The 15553-nt window shown below is 67.4% G+C and carries 16 protein-coding genes, 1 tRNA gene and 1 pseudogene; 10 read left to right on the top strand and 8 right to left on the bottom strand.

The genetic code is table 11. The features are described from left to right. The first annotated feature begins 86 nt into the window (after positions 1–86). The 6 genes from sufD (at position 87) to QRT08_RS17600 (ending at position 4897) form a co-directional block, all read left to right on the top strand. Complete coding sequence (gene sufD, locus QRT08_RS17625; RefSeq protein ID WP_286047293.1) at positions 87–1304, top strand: Fe-S cluster assembly protein SufD; 1218 nt, start codon at positions 87–89, stop codon at positions 1302–1304. Positions 1305–1350: 46 nt separating this feature from the next. Continuing rightward, complete coding sequence (locus QRT08_RS17620) at positions 1351–1851, top strand: ferritin-like domain-containing protein (RefSeq protein ID WP_286047292.1); 501 nt, start codon at positions 1351–1353, stop codon at positions 1849–1851. A gap of 103 nt (positions 1852–1954) precedes the next feature. After that, entirely contained in the window at positions 1955–2389 is a 435-nt protein-coding gene (locus QRT08_RS17615) for a metal-dependent transcriptional regulator (protein ID WP_286047291.1), read from the top strand. A 225-nt stretch (positions 2390–2614) separates the two neighbouring features. Further along, positions 2615–2687 (top strand) — tRNA-Gln (locus tag QRT08_RS17610). 129 nt (positions 2688–2816) lie between these two features. Continuing rightward, positions 2817–3335 carry a DUF6789 family protein gene (locus QRT08_RS17605; protein ID WP_286047290.1) on the top strand — a complete coding sequence of 173 codons (519 nt, stop codon included), beginning with the start codon at positions 2817–2819 and terminating at the stop codon, positions 3333–3335. Between the two features lie 269 nt (positions 3336–3604). Then, positions 3605–4897, top strand: coding sequence for a DUF2238 domain-containing protein (locus QRT08_RS17600; protein WP_286047289.1), 1293 nt, complete (start codon positions 3605–3607; stop codon positions 4895–4897). 79 nt (positions 4898–4976) lie between these two features. Here QRT08_RS17600 and QRT08_RS17595 read toward each other — a convergent pair whose 3' ends face one another. Beyond that, a complete protein-coding gene (locus QRT08_RS17595; protein ID WP_286047288.1) occupies positions 4977–5423 on the bottom strand; it encodes an ester cyclase in 447 nt (148 codons plus the stop codon). A gap of 151 nt (positions 5424–5574) precedes the next feature. Between QRT08_RS17595 and QRT08_RS17590 the strand changes: the two genes are divergently transcribed. After that, a complete protein-coding gene (locus QRT08_RS17590; protein ID WP_286047287.1) occupies positions 5575–5826 on the top strand; it encodes a PRC-barrel domain containing protein in 252 nt (83 codons plus the stop codon). A 24-nt stretch (positions 5827–5850) separates the two neighbouring features. On the opposite strand, the gene QRT08_RS17585 is transcribed toward QRT08_RS17590, so the two are convergent. Genes QRT08_RS17585 through QRT08_RS17575 form a run of 3 tightly spaced genes read right to left on the bottom strand, consistent with a single transcriptional unit; the run spans position 5851 to position 9368 of the window. Next, positions 5851–6654: a hypothetical protein gene (locus QRT08_RS17585; protein WP_286047286.1), complete on the bottom strand. Its 804-nt coding sequence runs from the start codon at positions 6652–6654 to the stop codon at positions 5851–5853. A gap of 47 nt (positions 6655–6701) precedes the next feature. After that, complete coding sequence (locus QRT08_RS17580; protein ID WP_286047285.1) at positions 6702–8018, bottom strand: polysaccharide deacetylase family protein; 1317 nt, start codon at positions 8016–8018, stop codon at positions 6702–6704. Between the two features lie 57 nt (positions 8019–8075). Next, positions 8076–9368: a nickel pincer cofactor-dependent isomerase, group 22 gene (locus QRT08_RS17575; RefSeq protein ID WP_286047284.1), complete on the bottom strand. Its 1293-nt coding sequence runs from the start codon at positions 9366–9368 to the stop codon at positions 8076–8078. Positions 9369–9448: 80 nt separating this feature from the next. Here QRT08_RS17575 and QRT08_RS17570 point away from each other — a divergent pair, with 80 nt between their 5' ends. Beyond that, positions 9449–9820, top strand: a complete 372-nt coding sequence (locus QRT08_RS17570) for a cyclophilin-like family protein (RefSeq protein WP_286047283.1) — start codon at positions 9449–9451, stop codon at positions 9818–9820. Here QRT08_RS17570 and QRT08_RS17565 read toward each other — a convergent pair. Further along, on the bottom strand, positions 9817–10569 hold the full coding sequence (locus QRT08_RS17565) for a ribonuclease H-like domain-containing protein (RefSeq protein ID WP_286047282.1): 753 nt from the start codon (positions 10567–10569) through the stop codon (positions 9817–9819). The genes QRT08_RS17570 and QRT08_RS17565 overlap by 4 nt on opposite strands. Positions 10570–10600: 31 nt before the next feature. Beyond that, positions 10601–11368 (bottom strand): annotated as a pseudogene (locus QRT08_RS18950) (alanyl-tRNA editing protein); the annotation flags it as partial. A 115-nt stretch (positions 11369–11483) separates the two neighbouring features. Here QRT08_RS18950 and QRT08_RS17555 point away from each other — a divergent pair. Next, entirely contained in the window at positions 11484–12182 is a 699-nt protein-coding gene (locus QRT08_RS17555) for an HD domain-containing protein (protein ID WP_286047280.1), read from the top strand. Here QRT08_RS17555 and QRT08_RS17550 read toward each other — a convergent pair. Together QRT08_RS17550 and QRT08_RS17545 are read right to left on the bottom strand one after the other, a co-directional pair. After that, positions 12174–12812 carry a LysE family transporter gene (locus tag QRT08_RS17550; RefSeq protein ID WP_286047279.1) on the bottom strand — a complete coding sequence of 213 codons (639 nt, stop codon included), beginning with the start codon at positions 12810–12812 and terminating at the stop codon, positions 12174–12176. The two genes, QRT08_RS17555 and QRT08_RS17550, sit on opposite strands and share 9 nt — an antisense overlap. Continuing rightward, positions 12813–13997 (bottom strand): threonine synthase, encoded by a 1185-nt coding sequence (locus QRT08_RS17545; RefSeq protein ID WP_286047278.1) that lies wholly within the window; start codon positions 13995–13997, stop codon positions 12813–12815. It lies immediately after the preceding gene. 131 nt (positions 13998–14128) lie between these two features. Here QRT08_RS17545 and QRT08_RS17540 point away from each other — a divergent pair, with 131 nt between their 5' ends. Further along, complete coding sequence (locus QRT08_RS17540) at positions 14129–15373, top strand: NAD(P)/FAD-dependent oxidoreductase (RefSeq protein WP_286047277.1); 1245 nt, start codon at positions 14129–14131, stop codon at positions 15371–15373. Positions 15374–15553 lie beyond the last annotated feature (180 nt).

The following is a 15553-nucleotide window of genomic DNA, read 5'->3' as shown; positions in this document are numbered from 1 at the left end:
ATCGAACCGATCACGGAGGAGCTGCCGATCGAGTACGCGGTCGAGCTCAACCGGCTGATCGAACTCGAAATGGAGGGGAGCCTCGGATGAGCGCCGGCATCCAGCACGCGAACATCTCGGAGGAGACGGTAGAGAAGATCTCCGAGCGCCTCGACGAGCCCGAGTGGCTCCTCGAGACGCGATTGGAGGCCCTGGAGGCGCTCGATTCGCTCGATCTCCCGAGCGTCATCCAGACGCCGGGTCGACGGTGGACGAACCTCAAGGACCTGGACTTCGACGCGCTGGTCGACCCACTCGACGCCGCGGAGGAGAAGGACCAGGTCGGCCCCGAGGACGTCGAAGTGCTTTCGTTCGCGGAGGCCGCACGCGAACACGAGGGGCTCGTCCGCGAGCACTTCGGCTCCGCCATCGACCCCCGGGAGAACTACCTGACGGCGCTGTCGACGGCGCTCTTTACCACGGGGACGGTCGTCTACGTCCCGCGGAACGTCGACGCCGAGGACGTGACGATCCGGACGACGATGAACTCCCGGTCGCTCTTCAACTACACGCTCGTCGTGACCGAGCAGTCGAGTTCGGTGACGATCCTCGAACGGCAGTCTTCTGGCGAGTCGGTCGACAGCGAGGAGGGCCGCTACTACAGCGGCATCGTCGAGATCGCGGCGGGCGAGAACAGCCACGTCCAGTACGGCAGCCTGCAGGATCTGGACGAGGAGACGTACAACTACACGCTCAAGCACGGTATCACCGACCAGTACGCGACGATCGACTGGATCGAGGGCAACCTCGGCTCGCGGCTGACGAAGTCGGGCGTCGAGACCACGCTCGCGGGCGAGGGCTCGGAGACGAAGATCGTCGGGGCCTTTTTCGGCCACGACGATCAGCACTTCGACATCAACTCGCGGGTCTGGCACCGCAGCCAGCACACCACCGCCGACCTCGTGACCCGCGGCGTGCTCGACGACCGGGCCCGATCGGTCTACGAGGGCGTCCAGGACGTCGGCAGCGAGGCGTGGGACACCAACTCCTACCAGCGCGAGAACACCCTCATGCTGAGCGACGAGAGCGAGGCCGACGCCTCCCCGAAGCTCATCATCAACAACCACGACACCGAGGCGAGCCACTCCGCCACCGTCGGACAGGTCGATAAGGAGGACCTGTTCTACATGACCTCGCGCGGCGTCGACCCCCAGTCCGCGAAGAACATGCTCGTCGAGGGCTTTTTCGTGCCGGTCCTCGACGAGATCGCGGTCGACGAGCTCCGCGAGGACCTCGAAGGACGTATCAAAGAGCGGCTCCGATAGGAGATATGCACGCCGGCCGCGTTCTCGAATCGCCCGGGGGGTATTCATGAGCCTCGCGACCCGCGTCGGCTCCGACCGACAGCTCGCGCGGCTGCTCCAGATCGGCGTCGTCCTCGAGGAGGTCGTCGAGGCCCGCGCGTACCACCACCACCAGTCGCTCTCGGCCGAGGAGCAGGCCGAACTCGACGACGGTATCGAACACCTGCTCGAACACGCCGCCGAGGAGTCGGCCGATCACCGCAAACGCCTCGAATCGCTGATCGACGACCTCGACGCCGAGAGCATCGCCTTCGAGGAGATCGAGGCGCTCGTCGACGGCCAGTACGGCCAGACCAAACCCGAGGACTTCGACGGAATCCTCTACGACCAACTCCACAGCGAGGAGACCGCCTACAAGTTCTACGACGACCTCATCGGGGCGATCGAGGGCAGCGACGCGGAGTTCGGGATCGAACGCGAACGACTCCTCGAGACGCTTCGGGGGATCCGCGCCGAGGAAGAAGAGGGCGTCCGGGAGGTCACCGAGATCATGGAGGAACGTGAATGAACTCGCCCACAGCAGAGCGGTTCGTCGCCCACGGTTTCGAGCGGATACGGGCCGCTCGAAACCGTGAACGGAGTTCCGCGCCGTTCGTCCCGGAGGGACTCGCATGAACACAGCCGATCAGTATCTCAAGGCGATCTACGTCGTACAGCGTGCGAAGAACGGCCCGGCGGCGACCGGCGCGCTCGCAGAGCGCCTCGAGGTCAGCCCCGCGAGCGTCAACGAGATGATCGGAAAACTCGAGAAGCGGGGGCTGGTCGACCACGAGAAGTACAAGGGTGCGTCGCTGACCGACGAGGGGATCGTCCGGGCGCGCGAGGCCCTCCAAACGTACTGCATCATCGAACGATTCCTCGTGAACGTCCTCGAGGTCGAGGAGTTCCGGGCGGAGGCCCGCGAACTCGAGAGCGTCATCGACGAGACGGTCGCCGAGCGACTGGACACGATCATCGACCGCCGGGCGGACTGTCCGGAGTGTTTCGATCCCGAGAGCGACGCCTGTGAGTACCTCGAGTTCTGTATCGAGGGGGCGGCGGACTGACTCTCGAAGCGTTCAAGTGATCGCCGGGGGTAGGTACGGCGAGGAGTCCCGTGGCGTCCCGCGATGGTGCGTGACACGGAATTCCCAGACGAAGTCCCGCGGTGTCTCGCCGAACGTAGTGAGGCGAGGCTCACGGGACTGAACGAAGTGAGCGAAGTCCCGTGGTGGTGAGAAAATCCGAAGGATTTTCGAGGTACACGGGACAAGCACGTCGAAGACGCGCGCAGTCCCGTGGTGTAGTGGCCAATCATAATGGCCTTTGGAGCCATTGACGGCGGTTCGAATCCGCCCGGGACTACTCGAAATTCTCCTATAGTCCACGACTTCGGGCTTCAGCGACCCACCGATATAGGCCGTCGGCCAGTCCCTCGACACGTTGGATGTTAACTTTTAACACGTTCGGGTTCCAACCCCTGTAGGAAGGACGATGAGCAAAGAATCGAACTCGGCCAGTCCGATCACGGCCGAGGAACCGGCCTTGGACGAGATGGGGATCCTGATTACGCTTCGCGTCGTCGCCGTGGCGATGGCTGGCGGGCTGGTGGGGATGGTGTTGATGCTCCCGCTCCTCGCGGGCGTCCCGTTGGCGCTCGACCTGTTCCAGACGGAGTCCATCGTGGAGTTCTCGAGCTTCGGGCTGTACATCGGCCTCGAACCGTCGTTGACGACCGGCATCGTGCTGTTTCTCCTCGGCGGAACCACCGTCCTGCCGCTGCTCTTTCTCGTCGCGGGGGCGTTCCTGCCCCCCGAGGAGCCCCGCTACCTCCGGGGGGCGACCTACGCGACCATCTTCTGGATCGGCTTCCTCTTCGCGTTCTGGCCCGGCGGGAGCGTCCTGACGGAGGCGCTCTTCGTCGTCATCTCGCTCGTCTCCCACTGGATCTACGGGACGACGCTGGGCTACGTTCTCCACTCGGCCATCGGCGTCCCCCAGCACAACGTGTGAACCGGCCACCGCCTCCGGTTTCGGTGGCCTCGTGGCTTCATCGACTCCGTGGTGTTCTCGCCGAGTCGGCCAGTCGCCCGGCGTCTCGGTGCTGTCCCGCGCCCGTAACGCGCCAGACACGCGAACGTCCCGTTCGGTGGCGAAGCCCTCCTTGGTATTCGTCGACCGATCCCTGCGGAAATCGACCGGAGTACGTTCCGGTTCGATCCCGCGGGCACGCTGGGTCGGGATGGACACTGGTTTTGTGGCTACGGCCGTAGTCCCACGTGATGGACGACGACCGGCTCGGCGGCCTGTTCGACGGGACGTCCCGGAATGCGACGCTCGCGTGGTCGATCACGGTGGTCCTCTGCGTGCTGGCGGCGGGCCACGCGCTCGACGGGTCGTATCGCTGGTTCGCCTTTACCTGCGTCGCGCTCGCGGTCGTCGTCGCCCCGGCGGTCGCGTTCCGGGACCCGCGGGTGATGCCCCCCTCGGAGCTGTTGCTGGTGATTGCGGTCCCCGTCGTCGACGCGACGGTGTTCGGCCGGTCGTTCCTGACCGCCATCGCCGTCTACGTCGCCGTCGCGGCGGTCGCGCTCGTCGTCGCCGTCGAGATCCACCGCTTTACGCCCGCGCGGATGAACCACGTGTTCGCCGTCGGGCTGGTCGTGATCGCGACACTCGCGGTCGCTGCGACATGGAACGTCGCGCAGTGGGCCTCCGACGCCGCGCTCGGGACGAGCTACATCGTCGGGGGACGCTCTCAGGACGCGGCCAACCACGGGATGATGGTCGACTTCGCCTACGCGCTGGTCGCCGGCCTCCTCGCCGGCGTCGTCTTCGACCGCTACTTCCGGCTCCAGCCGGGGTCGAACGGGGCGGGACGAGCGACCGCCCGATCCGAGACCCCGATCCCCGCACCTCCACCGGAGGAACGGACCCCGGCCCCGTCGCTGGTCCGCGATCGGCTGGACGTCCCCGAGTCGTACGTCCGGACCCTCTCGCGGGCCATGCAGATCGCGCTCGGGGGGATACTACTCTACGGACTCGTCACCCACGATCCCACGATGATCGTCAACGCCGGTCTCGCGCTGGGGATCACGTTCCTCCCGGCCGTGTTGGAACACGACTCCCGACTCCCCCTCGAACCGGAACTGGCCCTCTGGCTCACGACCGCGGTGTTCCTTCACTCGCTCGGGTCGGCCGGGCTCTACGACCTCGTCGGCCCGTGGGACACCCTGACGCACACGCTCTCGGCGACGATCGTCGCCGCCGCCGGATACGCGGTCGTCCGGGCGATCGACCTCCACACCGACGAGATCTACCTCCCGCCGAAGCTACTGTTCGTGTTCATCCTGCTGTTCGTACTGGCGTTCGGCGTCGTCTGGGAACTCGGCGAGTTCGCCCTCGACCTGAGCGCCCAGCGGTTCGGGATCGAGGCGGTGCTCAGCCAGCACGGCATCGACGACACGATCGTCGATCTCGTGTTCGACTTCGTCGGCGCCGTCGTCGTCGCGGCCTGGGGGTCGGTCTACCTCACCGACGTCTCCCATCGGATCGCCGATCGGTTCGGTCGGTAATGTCCTCGCGTGGAACATCTATCACATCCCGATAGCATCCAGGGGAAGGCGGGAAAGGGATCGTCGCGGCTATCGGCGATCACTCGGCGAGGACCTCCCGAACCCCGATCTGCCGAAGGAACTCCAGATCGTCGGACTCCTCCCACCGTTCGACTATCCTCCCGTCTTCGAGCCGCATGAAGACCATATTGGATCCCGAGATCCGGTTGCCGGTGGGTTCGATCCCGCCGAATCGCCCCTCGTGCGTTCCTTCGAACGTGAACCGAACCGCGACCTCGTCCCCTTCGGCGATCGTGTCCTCGATCGTTACGGTCGCGTCTGGAAACGCCTCGTGAGCGACCTCGACGTGGCGGCGGAACCCCTCGAACCCTCGCGCCTCCTCGGCCGTGAGCGTCTCGTCCGACAGCGGATCGTGATTGACGACGTCCTCTGCGATCAACTCGTCGAGAAGGTCGGTCCGTTCCTCGTTGAACGCCTCTTCGTAATAGCGCCGGACGATCTCCGTGTTCTCCTCCGGTGTGGTCATGGTATCCCCGACGAACGTACGCGCCCGACTGTGATAAGCTAGCACTAACCATGGCCTCGTAGCCACGTGAAGGATTCGTGCCCCATCGACGCTTGGGATCTCGAGCGTGTTCCGCAAGATTATCATCGATGGTATCCGAATTCATCGCCGAATGTCGATCGAGATTACCGATTCGGAGATTGGAACGCCCGTTCTCGACGCCACCGGGCTCGAGATCGGCATCGTGAGCCTCGTCGAGAACGGGACCGCGATGCTCGACCCGAACCCGACGATCGCCGACGAGATCCGGTCGGTGTTCGGCCTCGCTCGCCCGAAGTCGGATCACATCCCCCTCACGGGCGACCTCGTCGACTCGACCGACGACGGCGTGATCCGCCTCTCCGTCCCGAACCGATCGCTGTAACCGTCGATACGGTACCCTACGTCCTCATTCGATCGACAGCGACCACTCGCCGTCGGCCCCGACGACGATCCAACCGGCGCCGTCGTATCCGAACGAACTGCTGGTCTCGACCTCGCCGACCTCGTTTACGATCTGATCGATCAGGTCCCCGTTCTCGGCGAGCGCCTCGACGAGGAAGTTACCCTCGCCGCCGTGGCGTCCCGTGACCGACACCTCGCCGTCGAACGCGAGGGGACCGAAGTAGGCGGGCGTGTCGCCGTCCACCGAGACGGGAAGCGCCTCCGGAGCGTCCGCACTCGGCTGGGAGACGACCAGCGACCACCCGCCGTCGGCCTCGACCGAGAGGGAGTACGTACCGGAACCGATCCCGCGTGCGGTCGATCCGTCTATCGCTCCGCTCGTGTTGACGAGCAGTTCACCGCTCCCTTCCTCCGACTCGAGGTCGACCGCGAACCGCCCGCTACCCGAGTGCTCGAACTCGACGGCGGTGAATCCGGCCGCCAACTCGAACGGCTCCGTCTCCTCGTCGCCGTCGCCGCTGAACTCGTGCGGTCCCCGCTCTTCGTCTTCCTCTCGTTCCTCCGTCTCCTCGTCCTGCCGTTCTTCGTCCTCCGATTCGTTCCCCGCGTCTCCATCGCCCGCCGTTCCGCCGTCGTCGCCGTTCGACTCGTCCGTTCCGTTTCCTTCCTCGCTCGACCCGGGCGCGCTCTCGGTCGGTTCGTCCTCGTCGCCGTTCGCTGGAGCACCGTTTCCGTCGCCTTCGTCGCCGGTACAGCCCGCGACCGCGACCATCGAACCCGATGCAATAATAAATTTTCTACGATTCATACTGAATGAAACACTGATCGGCGGATAACTGTATCGGAACGGCAGTGTCAGTCGAACTGCTGGTCGCGGAGTTCGCTGGTCAGGAGACAGGGCACGTCGCGGGCGTCGATGTAGGCCATCGTCTCCGCGAAGCCCTCCGGGTCGATGTACGTCTCGTGGTTCTCGATCACGTCGTGGTAGTAGAGGACGAGCGTGTCCGTCGGCAGTCGCTCGTCGAGGAGGATGTCGATCAGGGCCATCGACCGCTCGGGATCGTCGCCGGGATGGCGGTTGACCGACAGCGGCGAGCTGATCGTGCGGTTCATCGCGCCGCGCTGGCCGTGGGTCGCGAAGTCGTAGTAGTCGGCGGCGATGTCCATGGTGTCGGTGGTGAACGAACCGAACGGGTAGGCGAGCATCGAGGCCGCCTCCCCGAACCCGTGATCGAGCAGCCACCGTTTCGACGTCTCGAGCTCCGCTCGCTGTTCGTCCAGCGGGAGTTCGCCGGTTCGCCGATGGGTGTGCGTGTGGCTCGCGAACTCCCAGCCGGCTTCCTGCATCTCCTCCATCTGATCGAGTGTGAGGCTCCCGCCGTTGCCGATCCGTCCCGTGATCGTGTAGACGGTCGCGGGGACGTCGTACTGGCGCATGATCGGGAACGCGGTGTCGTAGGTCGTCCGCAGCGAGTCGTCGAACTGGACGAACAGGCGGGGCTCTCCCGTGACGGGCACCGCCCGGACGTCGTCGAGGTACCAGTCGACGTCGCTCCCGGCCCACGAGACCGTCATGTATGCCTCCTCGGTCGATTCGAGGCGTGAGGTGTGACTGATGCCGAGGTCGTAGCGGATCCAGCCCGGTTCGTCGATCTTGTGTCGGGTCCGGAAGTGAAGCGTCCGGCCGCACTCCGGGGCGTTGACGTCGAACGACGGCGAGTAGTGCCGTCCGGGCGTGTCGATGTACATCGCGAGCGAGAACGACGTCTCGGTGAGGTCGAACCCGTCGAGTGGGATCCGGACGGCGCTCCGACCGTCGCCCGCGCCCGTCAGGTGGGCCGACCGCGAGCCACGGTAGACGTGTTTCGTCGACGCTTCGAGCGATCCCGCGAGCAGTTCCCAGCCATCGACCGATTCGCAGTCCTGCCAGCTCTCGCCGCGATCCCAGAACTCCTCGCGGGGGTCGCCGTCGAGAAACAGCGTCGGCTCTTCGGGCTCCGGTTCGGGTTCGACGTCAGGCTCCGGATCGGGTATCGTCGTATTCCCGTCCGTCGTGTTTTCGTCCGTCTCGTTCCCGCTCGGCTCCGCACTCCCGAGACAGCCGGCGAGACACGACGCGCCGACGGCCGCGAGAAACGCCCGCTTGGTCAGGGGCTTCCGACTCCCGTTCATGTGAAGTCGGAGTCATGTCAACCATATCGTTACTAGTGTCCTATATGATAGGTTGTCTCACCCTTCGACCGGATCGAATCGTGGCGTCCCCTCCTCGAACCGGAGGCGTTCGTCGCCCGTCACCGAGAGGTGCTCGACCTGGTCCTCGACGAGCGCTTTCGAGACCCTGAACGACGAGAGGTGGCCGGTGTCGCGGATCCACGCCACCCTGACGGTCTCGGGGTCGTACGAGCCGATCGACGACAGCGCCGCCGTGAGCGCGAGTTCGTCCGTCGGCAGCGCGACCGGGAGGCGGGCCTTCGAGAGCGACCCGCTCGTGAGCGCGTTCGTGTACACCTGCCCGAGGTCGAGCGATTCGATCACCGAGGTGGTGGTGAGGTCGGCCAGTCCGATTCCCTGGCCGTTTCCGTGGGTCGCCTCCGTCAGTCCGCGGACGACGATCCGGTCGATGTCGGGTTCGGACGGATCGTCGGCGTTAAGCACCTCGTAACGTCCGATGACGTTGGTGTCCATGCCCGTCCCCGAGACGTCCTTGCCGATCCGGTCGACCACCAGCACGTCGAGGTCGGAGAAGGGGAGCGTCGGCATGTACTCGCGGGCGCGTTCGAGCAGTTCCCCCTCGCGGTTAGGGAGTGCCTCAGCGGGGACCCCCTCGATATGTTCCGTTCGGTCCTCGGAGTTCTCGACGAGGGCGATCCCCCCGAGGACGCGGACCTCCTCGCGGATCTCGTCGAGCGCCTCGGTGATCGCGGGGACGTAGCCCCGCGAGAGCGCGTCGCGGTGGACCGCCTGCGCGCCGCGATGCTTCCCGAGGCCGACCGCGAGCATCTTACAGAGGCCGCTCTCTATCTCGCCGGTGAAGTTGGTGTGGGGCTTGACCCGATTGACGACGAGGACGGCGTCGGCCTCGTGGGCGGCCCGCGAGAGGTAGACCGGTTCGCGCTCGGTCTCGCCGACCTCCATCACGTCCATCCGCGCGTCGATCCGGCATTCGACCCCCTGCTCGGTGACGCCGAGCGCCGCGAGCGTCTCGCGCTGCCCCTCGGCGGTCGCCCCGCCGTGGCTCCCCATCGCCGGGACGATCACGGGATCGAATCCCCGCTCTTCGAGTTCGGAGACGACCGCTCGCGTGACGGGAACGAGGTCGTGGATCCCGCGACTGCCGACGCCGACCGCGATCCGTTTCCCCGTCTTCGGGGGGCCGAGGGGGAGCGCGTCGAGCGCCTCGCGGGCGGCGGCTACGGGGTCGGCGACCTCGGGCGTCGGTGGATCGTACTCGACGGCGGCGAACCGGGGGAACTCGACGGGGTCGAGCGTCGCCTCGACCGTTCGCGTGTCGGGAAACTCCATACCGCTCCATCCCGCCCGAGCGACAAAACCGGCGTGATCGTGGGGGCATCGTTTATATCATTCGAACGTACACGTATAGTATGCCAGATATTCTCATTCAGGTCGGCGAACACGAGTGTACGGCCGACTGGACCGATCACTGCCCGGAGACGCGAGCGGCGATCGAGGCGGCGCTCCCGCTCGCCGGCGACGGGCAGCGATGGGGCGACGAACTGTACTTCCGAACCGAGGTCGACGTGGGAACGGAGAACGAACGCACGGAGGTGCCTCCCGGTGCGGTCGCCTACTGGCCGCAGGGCAACGCCATCTGCCTGTTCTGGGGGCCGACGCCCGTCAGCCGGTGTGCCGAACCGCGGGCGGCCTCGCCGGTGAACCTGATCGCCCGGATCGACGATACGACGGCGCTGTCGGGATCCGAAAACGGGACGCGGGTACGGCTGACGGAACTCTAGCGAAACGCCCCGAAGACCTCGCCGTCGAGGCGCGACGACACCCGGTCGGCCAGGGTCGCGAGGTTGCGGGCGTCGTCGCGGTTGTACCTGACCAGTTTGTCGAGGGCCGCCTCGTCGCCGCGTTCGTAGGCGTGCCACAGCCTGACCGCCTCCCGGCCGTCGACGCCGCTTTCCTCGCGGTCGATCCCCAGTTCGCGCTCGATCGCCTTCAGCCCGCCCGTCAGCTCCGCCTTCCGACAGGGGTACATGAGATCCAGGTGGGGCGTCTCGATCGAGAGGTCGAAGGCACTCTCGAGGAAGGGCACGTCGAAGCGCGCGCCGTTGAAGGAGACGAGCAGGTCGGCCGCCCCCAGTTCGCGAGCCAGCGCCTCGCGGGAGAGGCCGTCGCCGGCGATCAGCGTCTCCGTCTCGCCTCCCCGATGGAAACTCACGGTCGTTACCCGGTCGCGATCCTTGCTGAGGCCGGTCGTCTCGATGTCGAAGAAACACGCCTCGGGCCGGAAGTTCTCGTAGAAGCGCCAGTGGCTCGCCGAGGGAAGGCGCTCGGCGAAGAAGGCGGCGTTCCGTCGGTCGAGTTCGGCCCTCGCGTCCCGGATGAACGACTCGATGGCGGCGCTTCGGGCGTCCCCGACGGGAACCGACCGCGCCGCGGAGAACGCGTCCCAGTCGGTGAGTCCCGCCTCCCAGAGTTTTCGCTCGGTTCGCTCGCCCACGCCGTCGGCGGCGATGAAGCAGTTCTCTACGCGCACGAGCGCAAGGTCGGCGGGCCAGCGAGATAACCTATTCGTCTCCGAGCACGAACCCGACTCGCTCCTCGTCCGGGCCCCGCGTCTCGCGGCCCGTGACCTCGACGTGGCCGATCTCCCCGGTGTTCGAGACGTGCGTGCCCGCGCACGCCACCCGGTCGAAGACCGTTCGTGGGTCGCCGATCTCGACGATCCGCACCTCAGTGATGCTGTCGGGCAGGAGGTCGAGGCGGGTGCGTTCGGGGTCGAGTTCCGCCTCCGCTTGCCCGCGGTCGAGCGTGTACCACCGCACGGTGCGGGCCTCCTCGACCAGTTCGTTCATCCGGGTCTCGATGTCCGCGAGGTCCTCGTCGGTGAACCGCTCGTACGCACAGTCGAGGCGGGCGTGATCGGCGTAGAGCTGGTTGCCGGTCGTGGGCGCGTCGTACTCCTCGAGGAGGAGCGCCGAGAGCAGGTGCTGGGCGGTGTGATAGCGCATGTGGGACTGTCGGCGGTCCCAGTCGACCTCCCCGATCACGCGCTCGCCGACCGCCGGGCCGTCGCCCTCGACGGTGTGGTAGACCTCGTCGGTCTTCTGGACGTCGAGGACGGGCCACCTCGCGGTCCCGGAAAGCGTTCCGCGGTCGGCGGGTTGGCCGCCGCCCTCGGGGTAGAAGTGGGTGGCGTCGAGGACGACCCGCGCCGTGTCGCCGTCGTCGATGACGCGCTCGACGCGCGCTTCGAACTCCCGTACCGTCGAGTCGTCGAGGTATCGCCGTTCGGTCACGTCGTCGTTACTCGCCCGGTCGGAATAAACGCTCCCGTCGTCGTTCGCGTGGCCTCCCGAGCGCTCCCGTCTCCGTCGTAACGCTAAAGAGTAAAACACGCCTTTTTGTAGGTAACAATGAACGATAGCCGGACCCGTTGGAGGCGGTTCTATGGGCGTTGAAATAAAGGAGACGCCCGTCTCCGGAACCGAGTTCGAGTCGATGAAGCGTTTCGTCTACGAGTATCTCGACGCGAGCGTCAAAAACGAGGACGAGGGCGGCCGCATGCGCTGGTACCCGTGGCACTCCGCCGAGTACCGGTTCAACCACACCCTGAACGTCCTCCAGATCGCCGAGGAGATCGCCAGAAAGGAGGGTGCCGACGTCGACGTCGTGCGGGTGGCCGCGCTCTTTCACGACGTCGCCAAACTCGACGCCGACCAGGAGGTCCACGCCGAGGAGGGCGCGCGCGTCGCCCGCGAGTACCTCGCCTCCCGTGGGTCGTTTCCGACCTCCTTCGTCGACCGGGTCTGCCGGGCGATCACGGCCCACACTCACTCGGGCGAGGTCGACGAACTCTCGCTCGAGGGCCAGTGTCTGATCGAGGCCGACCTGCTCGATAAGGTCGGCGCGAACGGAACGGTGTTGATGCTGCTGCGGATGGGCTACGAGGCGCGCACCCACATGGACGCGGCGACGATGGTCGACCGGGTCTACGAGCGTGGAAAGGAGGCCTGCAAGCGCATCGAGAGCGACACCGGCCGGAGCATCGCCCACGAACGGCTCAAACGCGTGCGCTGGTTCCGCGAGTGGCTCGAACTGGAGGTCCCCGAGATGGAACCCGATCCCGAGATCGCGGAGTCAGAGTAGCCCGGCCGCCCGGTAGAGGAACGTCAGCCCGAAGCCCGCGAGGACGAGGGCGCTCGCGGCCGCGACCAGCGGCGCGAACCCGTCGATCCGCCGGCCGATCCCGATCAGGGCGAGCGGAAACGCCGTGATCCACAGGCCGATCCCGGCGAAGAAGCCGAGGACGATCACCGGCGTTCCGGTCGCGATCGTCGTCGCGAGGGGCCCGAACTCGACCGTCACGCGGCCCGGATCGAGCAGGGCGACGCCGACGGTGAGCCACCAGAGCAACTGGAAGGGGTTGGTCAGCGCGAGGACGAACGCCTTCGTGAACCCGCGTCCGTCGGTCGAATCGCTCCCGTCGGTGAAGCCCCGGACGTCGCGGACGGCGTCGAACGCGAACGCGAGCAACAACAGCCCGCCGATCCCGAGGATCGCACCCTGCAGGCGCGGGGCGTCCCGGAGGACCGTCGCCGCGCCGACCCACGCGAGACCGAGAAAGCAGGCGTCGGCGCTCATCGCCCCCAGTCCGGCGCTCACGCCGGAACGGAACCCGCGGGCGACGCTCTCCTCGGCGATGACGGCGTTCATCGGGCCCGGCGGGGCCGCGAGCGACAGGCCGAGGAGGAGGCCGGCGACCGCCGCTCCGAGCACTCAGATCCCCTTGCCCATCAGGTGGCTTCGGAGCACGTCGCTGTCCTTGTTCGCGCTCGCGGTGTTGAGCAGGACGACCGTCGAATCCGAGTCGAACTCGCCGCGCTCGGCGAGTTCCCACGCGCCGCTGGCCGCGGCCGCACAGGTCGCGCCCATCTCCAACCCCCCGCCCTTCGCGACCGCGATGGCGCTCTCGAGGATCTCCTCGTCGCTCGTCGCGACCGCCCCGCCGCCCGATTCGCGCAGACACTCGAGGATCCACGGGCTCGCGCCGGGGTCGGGGATCTCGATCCCGCCACAGATCGTGTCCGGGTGCTCGACGGGGTCGTGTCGGTCCCTGTCCTCCTCGAACGCCTCGACGATCGGCGCACAGCCCGTCGACTGGGCGGCGTACATCGCCGGCAGTTCCTCGATCAACCCCAACTCGCGGAGCTCCTTTGCGGCCTTGTGCATCCCGACGAGGCCGACGCCACCGCCCGTGGGGTAGACGACCGCGTCGGGCGCCTCCCACCCCAACTGCTCGACGACCTCGTAGGTCATCGTCTTCTTGCCCTCGTGGCGGTAGGGTGTAACGAACGTTCCGACCGAGTACCACTCCTCCTCGGCCATCGCGTCGGCGTAGGCCGCGCCCGCGTCGGTGATCCGCCCGCCGACGACGGTCATATCACCTCCATGGACGTTCACCATCGCCTTGTTGGTGAAGCCCGCCCGCGAGGGGAGGAAGACGTGCGAGTCGATGTCGGCCCGGCCCGCGTAGGCGGCGGCGGCCTGTCCGGCGTTGCCCGCCGAGGCGAGCGCGACGTCGCTCGCTTCCGATTGAGCGGCGGCGGTCATCGCCACCGTCTGGCCGCGGTCCTTGAAACTCCCGGTGGGGTTGCGCCCCTCGTCCTTCACCAGGACGCGCCCGACGCCCAGTTCGTCGGCGAGTTTCTCGCACTCGACCAGCGGCGTCGCGCCCTCGTCCATCGTGATCGCCGACTCGCGGGGGAAGGGAAGCAGTTCCTCGTATCGCCACATCGTCTCGAAGGGCCGTCGGTCGAGCTCCTCGCGGGTGAGATCGATCGCCTCGTAGTCGTAGGCCGGATCGAGGATCCCGCCACACTCCGGACAGCGCTGGGTGTCGGCGTCGAAGCGCTCGCCGCAGTCGATACACGAAAGCCCGACGAACGCCGCGGTCGTCTCCATACGGGGCGCTCGTGGGCCGGGGATTAAGGTTTGTCCCCCCGCCCGTGGGGGCTCGCGTCGTGCGTCCCCTCGTCGACCCCGGTTCGGGGCGGGTGACAGGGACTTAGTAAGCGGCCGCCGAACCCGGGGACATGGACGTCGTGGTCGTCGGCGGCGGGCTCGCGGGACTGGTCTGTGCCCGCCGGCTCGCACGCGAAGGGGCGGAGGTAACGCTGTTCGAGCACGACACCGAGGTCGGCGGCCGGGTCCGGTCCGTCCGGGAGAACGGCTACACGTTCGACCGGGGATTTCAGGTGCTCTTCACGGCGTACCCCGCCGCGAGGCGCGAACTCGACTACGACGCGCTCGACCTCCGCTATTTCACGCCCGGGGCCTGCCTCGCCCGTTCCGGCCAGCGCTCGGTGCTCTCGGACCCGATTCGGGACCCCGGTTCGCTCGTCGAGTCGGCGTTCAACGCGGAGGTCACGCTGGGCGACAAACTCCGGACACTCGCGCTGCGCCGGCGGCTCTCCTCGGTCGATCCCGAGGACCTGTTCTCGGGGGGCGACCAGACCGTCCGCGCGGCGCTGCTCGAACGCGGGTTCTCGGAAGAGTTCGTCGAGCGCTTCGCCGCGCCCTTCTACGGCGGGATCACGCTGGATCGCACGCTGTCGAGTTCGGCCGCCACCTTCGCCTACACCTTCGCGATGCTCTCGCGCGGCCGGATCGCCGTTCCGGCGGCGGGGATGGGCGCGATCCCCGAACAACTGGCGCGGTCGGCGCGCGAGGCGGGCGCGACCGTCGAGACCGGACGCGAGGTCGAGGCCGTCGGGGATACGACCGTCTCGCTGGGCGGCGAGTCGCTCGGGGCGGACGCGGTGGTCGTCGCGACCGACCCGAAGCGCGCCCGCGAGTTGACGGGCGTCGGGTCGATCCCGACCGAGGCGCGCGGCTGTGTCACCCAGTGGTACACGCTCTCGGGCGACCTCGACTGCGGGAAGCGCCTCGTGCTCAACCTCGACGGGGACGCGCCGAACCACGTCGTCCCCCAGGCCGCGGTCGCCCCGGAGTACGCGCCCGCGGGCGAGACGCTCCTGAGCGCGACGTTCCTCGGGAATCCCGACGGGTCGGACGCCGACCTCGCCGAACGCACCCGGGATGCGCTCGACTCGTGGTACCCCGAGCGGTCGGTCGACTCGCTGTCGCTCCTGCACACCGACCGGATCCCCTTCGCGCAGTTCGCCCAGCCGCCGGGCTTCTACACCGACCTGCCCGACGTCCGCGACCCCGAGGGAGCGGTCTACCTCGCGGGCGAGTACACCCGGTGGTCCTCGATCCAGGGCGCGATGGAGAGCGGACGGGTCGCCGCGGGGGCCGTCCTCGCCGATCTCGAATAGCAGGGGATCGATCCACGGCGCGGTGGCCAGCGCGAGATCGCAAAGCGATCCCGCTGGCGAACGGGACGCTTCGCGTCCCGGAAGCGGCGTGAACGCGACTGGCCGGTCGCGTTCGCGGGGCGGGGGGGAGGCCGGTGTCCTGAGCCAGGCCTGCGAGGGCCGTCACAAAATCGCAGAGCG

It is taken from the genome of Halalkalicoccus sp. NIPERK01 (assembly GCF_030287405.1).
Lineage (GTDB): Archaea > Halobacteriota > Halobacteria > Halobacteriales > Halalkalicoccaceae > Halalkalicoccus.
The sequence above is the reverse complement of the archived record's forward strand: the minus strand, read 5'-3'. Positions and strand labels throughout refer to the sequence as shown.

Coding starts and splice junctions, on each gene's coding strand:
- sufD (WP_286047293.1), top strand. CDS start 87: ATGAGCGCCGGCATCCAGCACGCGAACATCTCGGAGGAGACGGTAGAG.
- QRT08_RS17620 (WP_286047292.1), top strand. CDS start 1,351: ATGAGCCTCGCGACCCGCGTCGGCTCCGACCGACAGCTCGCGCGGCTG.
- QRT08_RS17615 (WP_286047291.1), top strand. CDS start 1,955: ATGAACACAGCCGATCAGTATCTCAAGGCGATCTACGTCGTACAGCGT.
- QRT08_RS17605 (WP_286047290.1), top strand. CDS start 2,817: ATGAGCAAAGAATCGAACTCGGCCAGTCCGATCACGGCCGAGGAACCG.
- QRT08_RS17600 (WP_286047289.1), top strand. CDS start 3,605: ATGGACGACGACCGGCTCGGCGGCCTGTTCGACGGGACGTCCCGGAAT.
- QRT08_RS17595 (WP_286047288.1), bottom strand. CDS start 5,423: ATGACCACACCGGAGGAGAACACGGAGATCGTCCGGCGCTATTACGAA.
- QRT08_RS17590 (WP_286047287.1), top strand. CDS start 5,575: ATGTCGATCGAGATTACCGATTCGGAGATTGGAACGCCCGTTCTCGAC.
- QRT08_RS17585 (WP_286047286.1), bottom strand. CDS start 6,654: ATGAATCGTAGAAAATTTATTATTGCATCGGGTTCGATGGTCGCGGTC.
- QRT08_RS17580 (WP_286047285.1), bottom strand. CDS start 8,018: ATGAACGGGAGTCGGAAGCCCCTGACCAAGCGGGCGTTTCTCGCGGCC.
- QRT08_RS17575 (WP_286047284.1), bottom strand. CDS start 9,368: ATGGAGTTTCCCGACACGCGAACGGTCGAGGCGACGCTCGACCCCGTC.
- QRT08_RS17570 (WP_286047283.1), top strand. CDS start 9,449: ATGCCAGATATTCTCATTCAGGTCGGCGAACACGAGTGTACGGCCGAC.
- QRT08_RS17555 (WP_286047280.1), top strand. CDS start 11,484: ATGGGCGTTGAAATAAAGGAGACGCCCGTCTCCGGAACCGAGTTCGAG.
- QRT08_RS17545 (WP_286047278.1), bottom strand. CDS start 13,997: ATGGAGACGACCGCGGCGTTCGTCGGGCTTTCGTGTATCGACTGCGGC.
- QRT08_RS17540 (WP_286047277.1), top strand. CDS start 14,129: ATGGACGTCGTGGTCGTCGGCGGCGGGCTCGCGGGACTGGTCTGTGCC.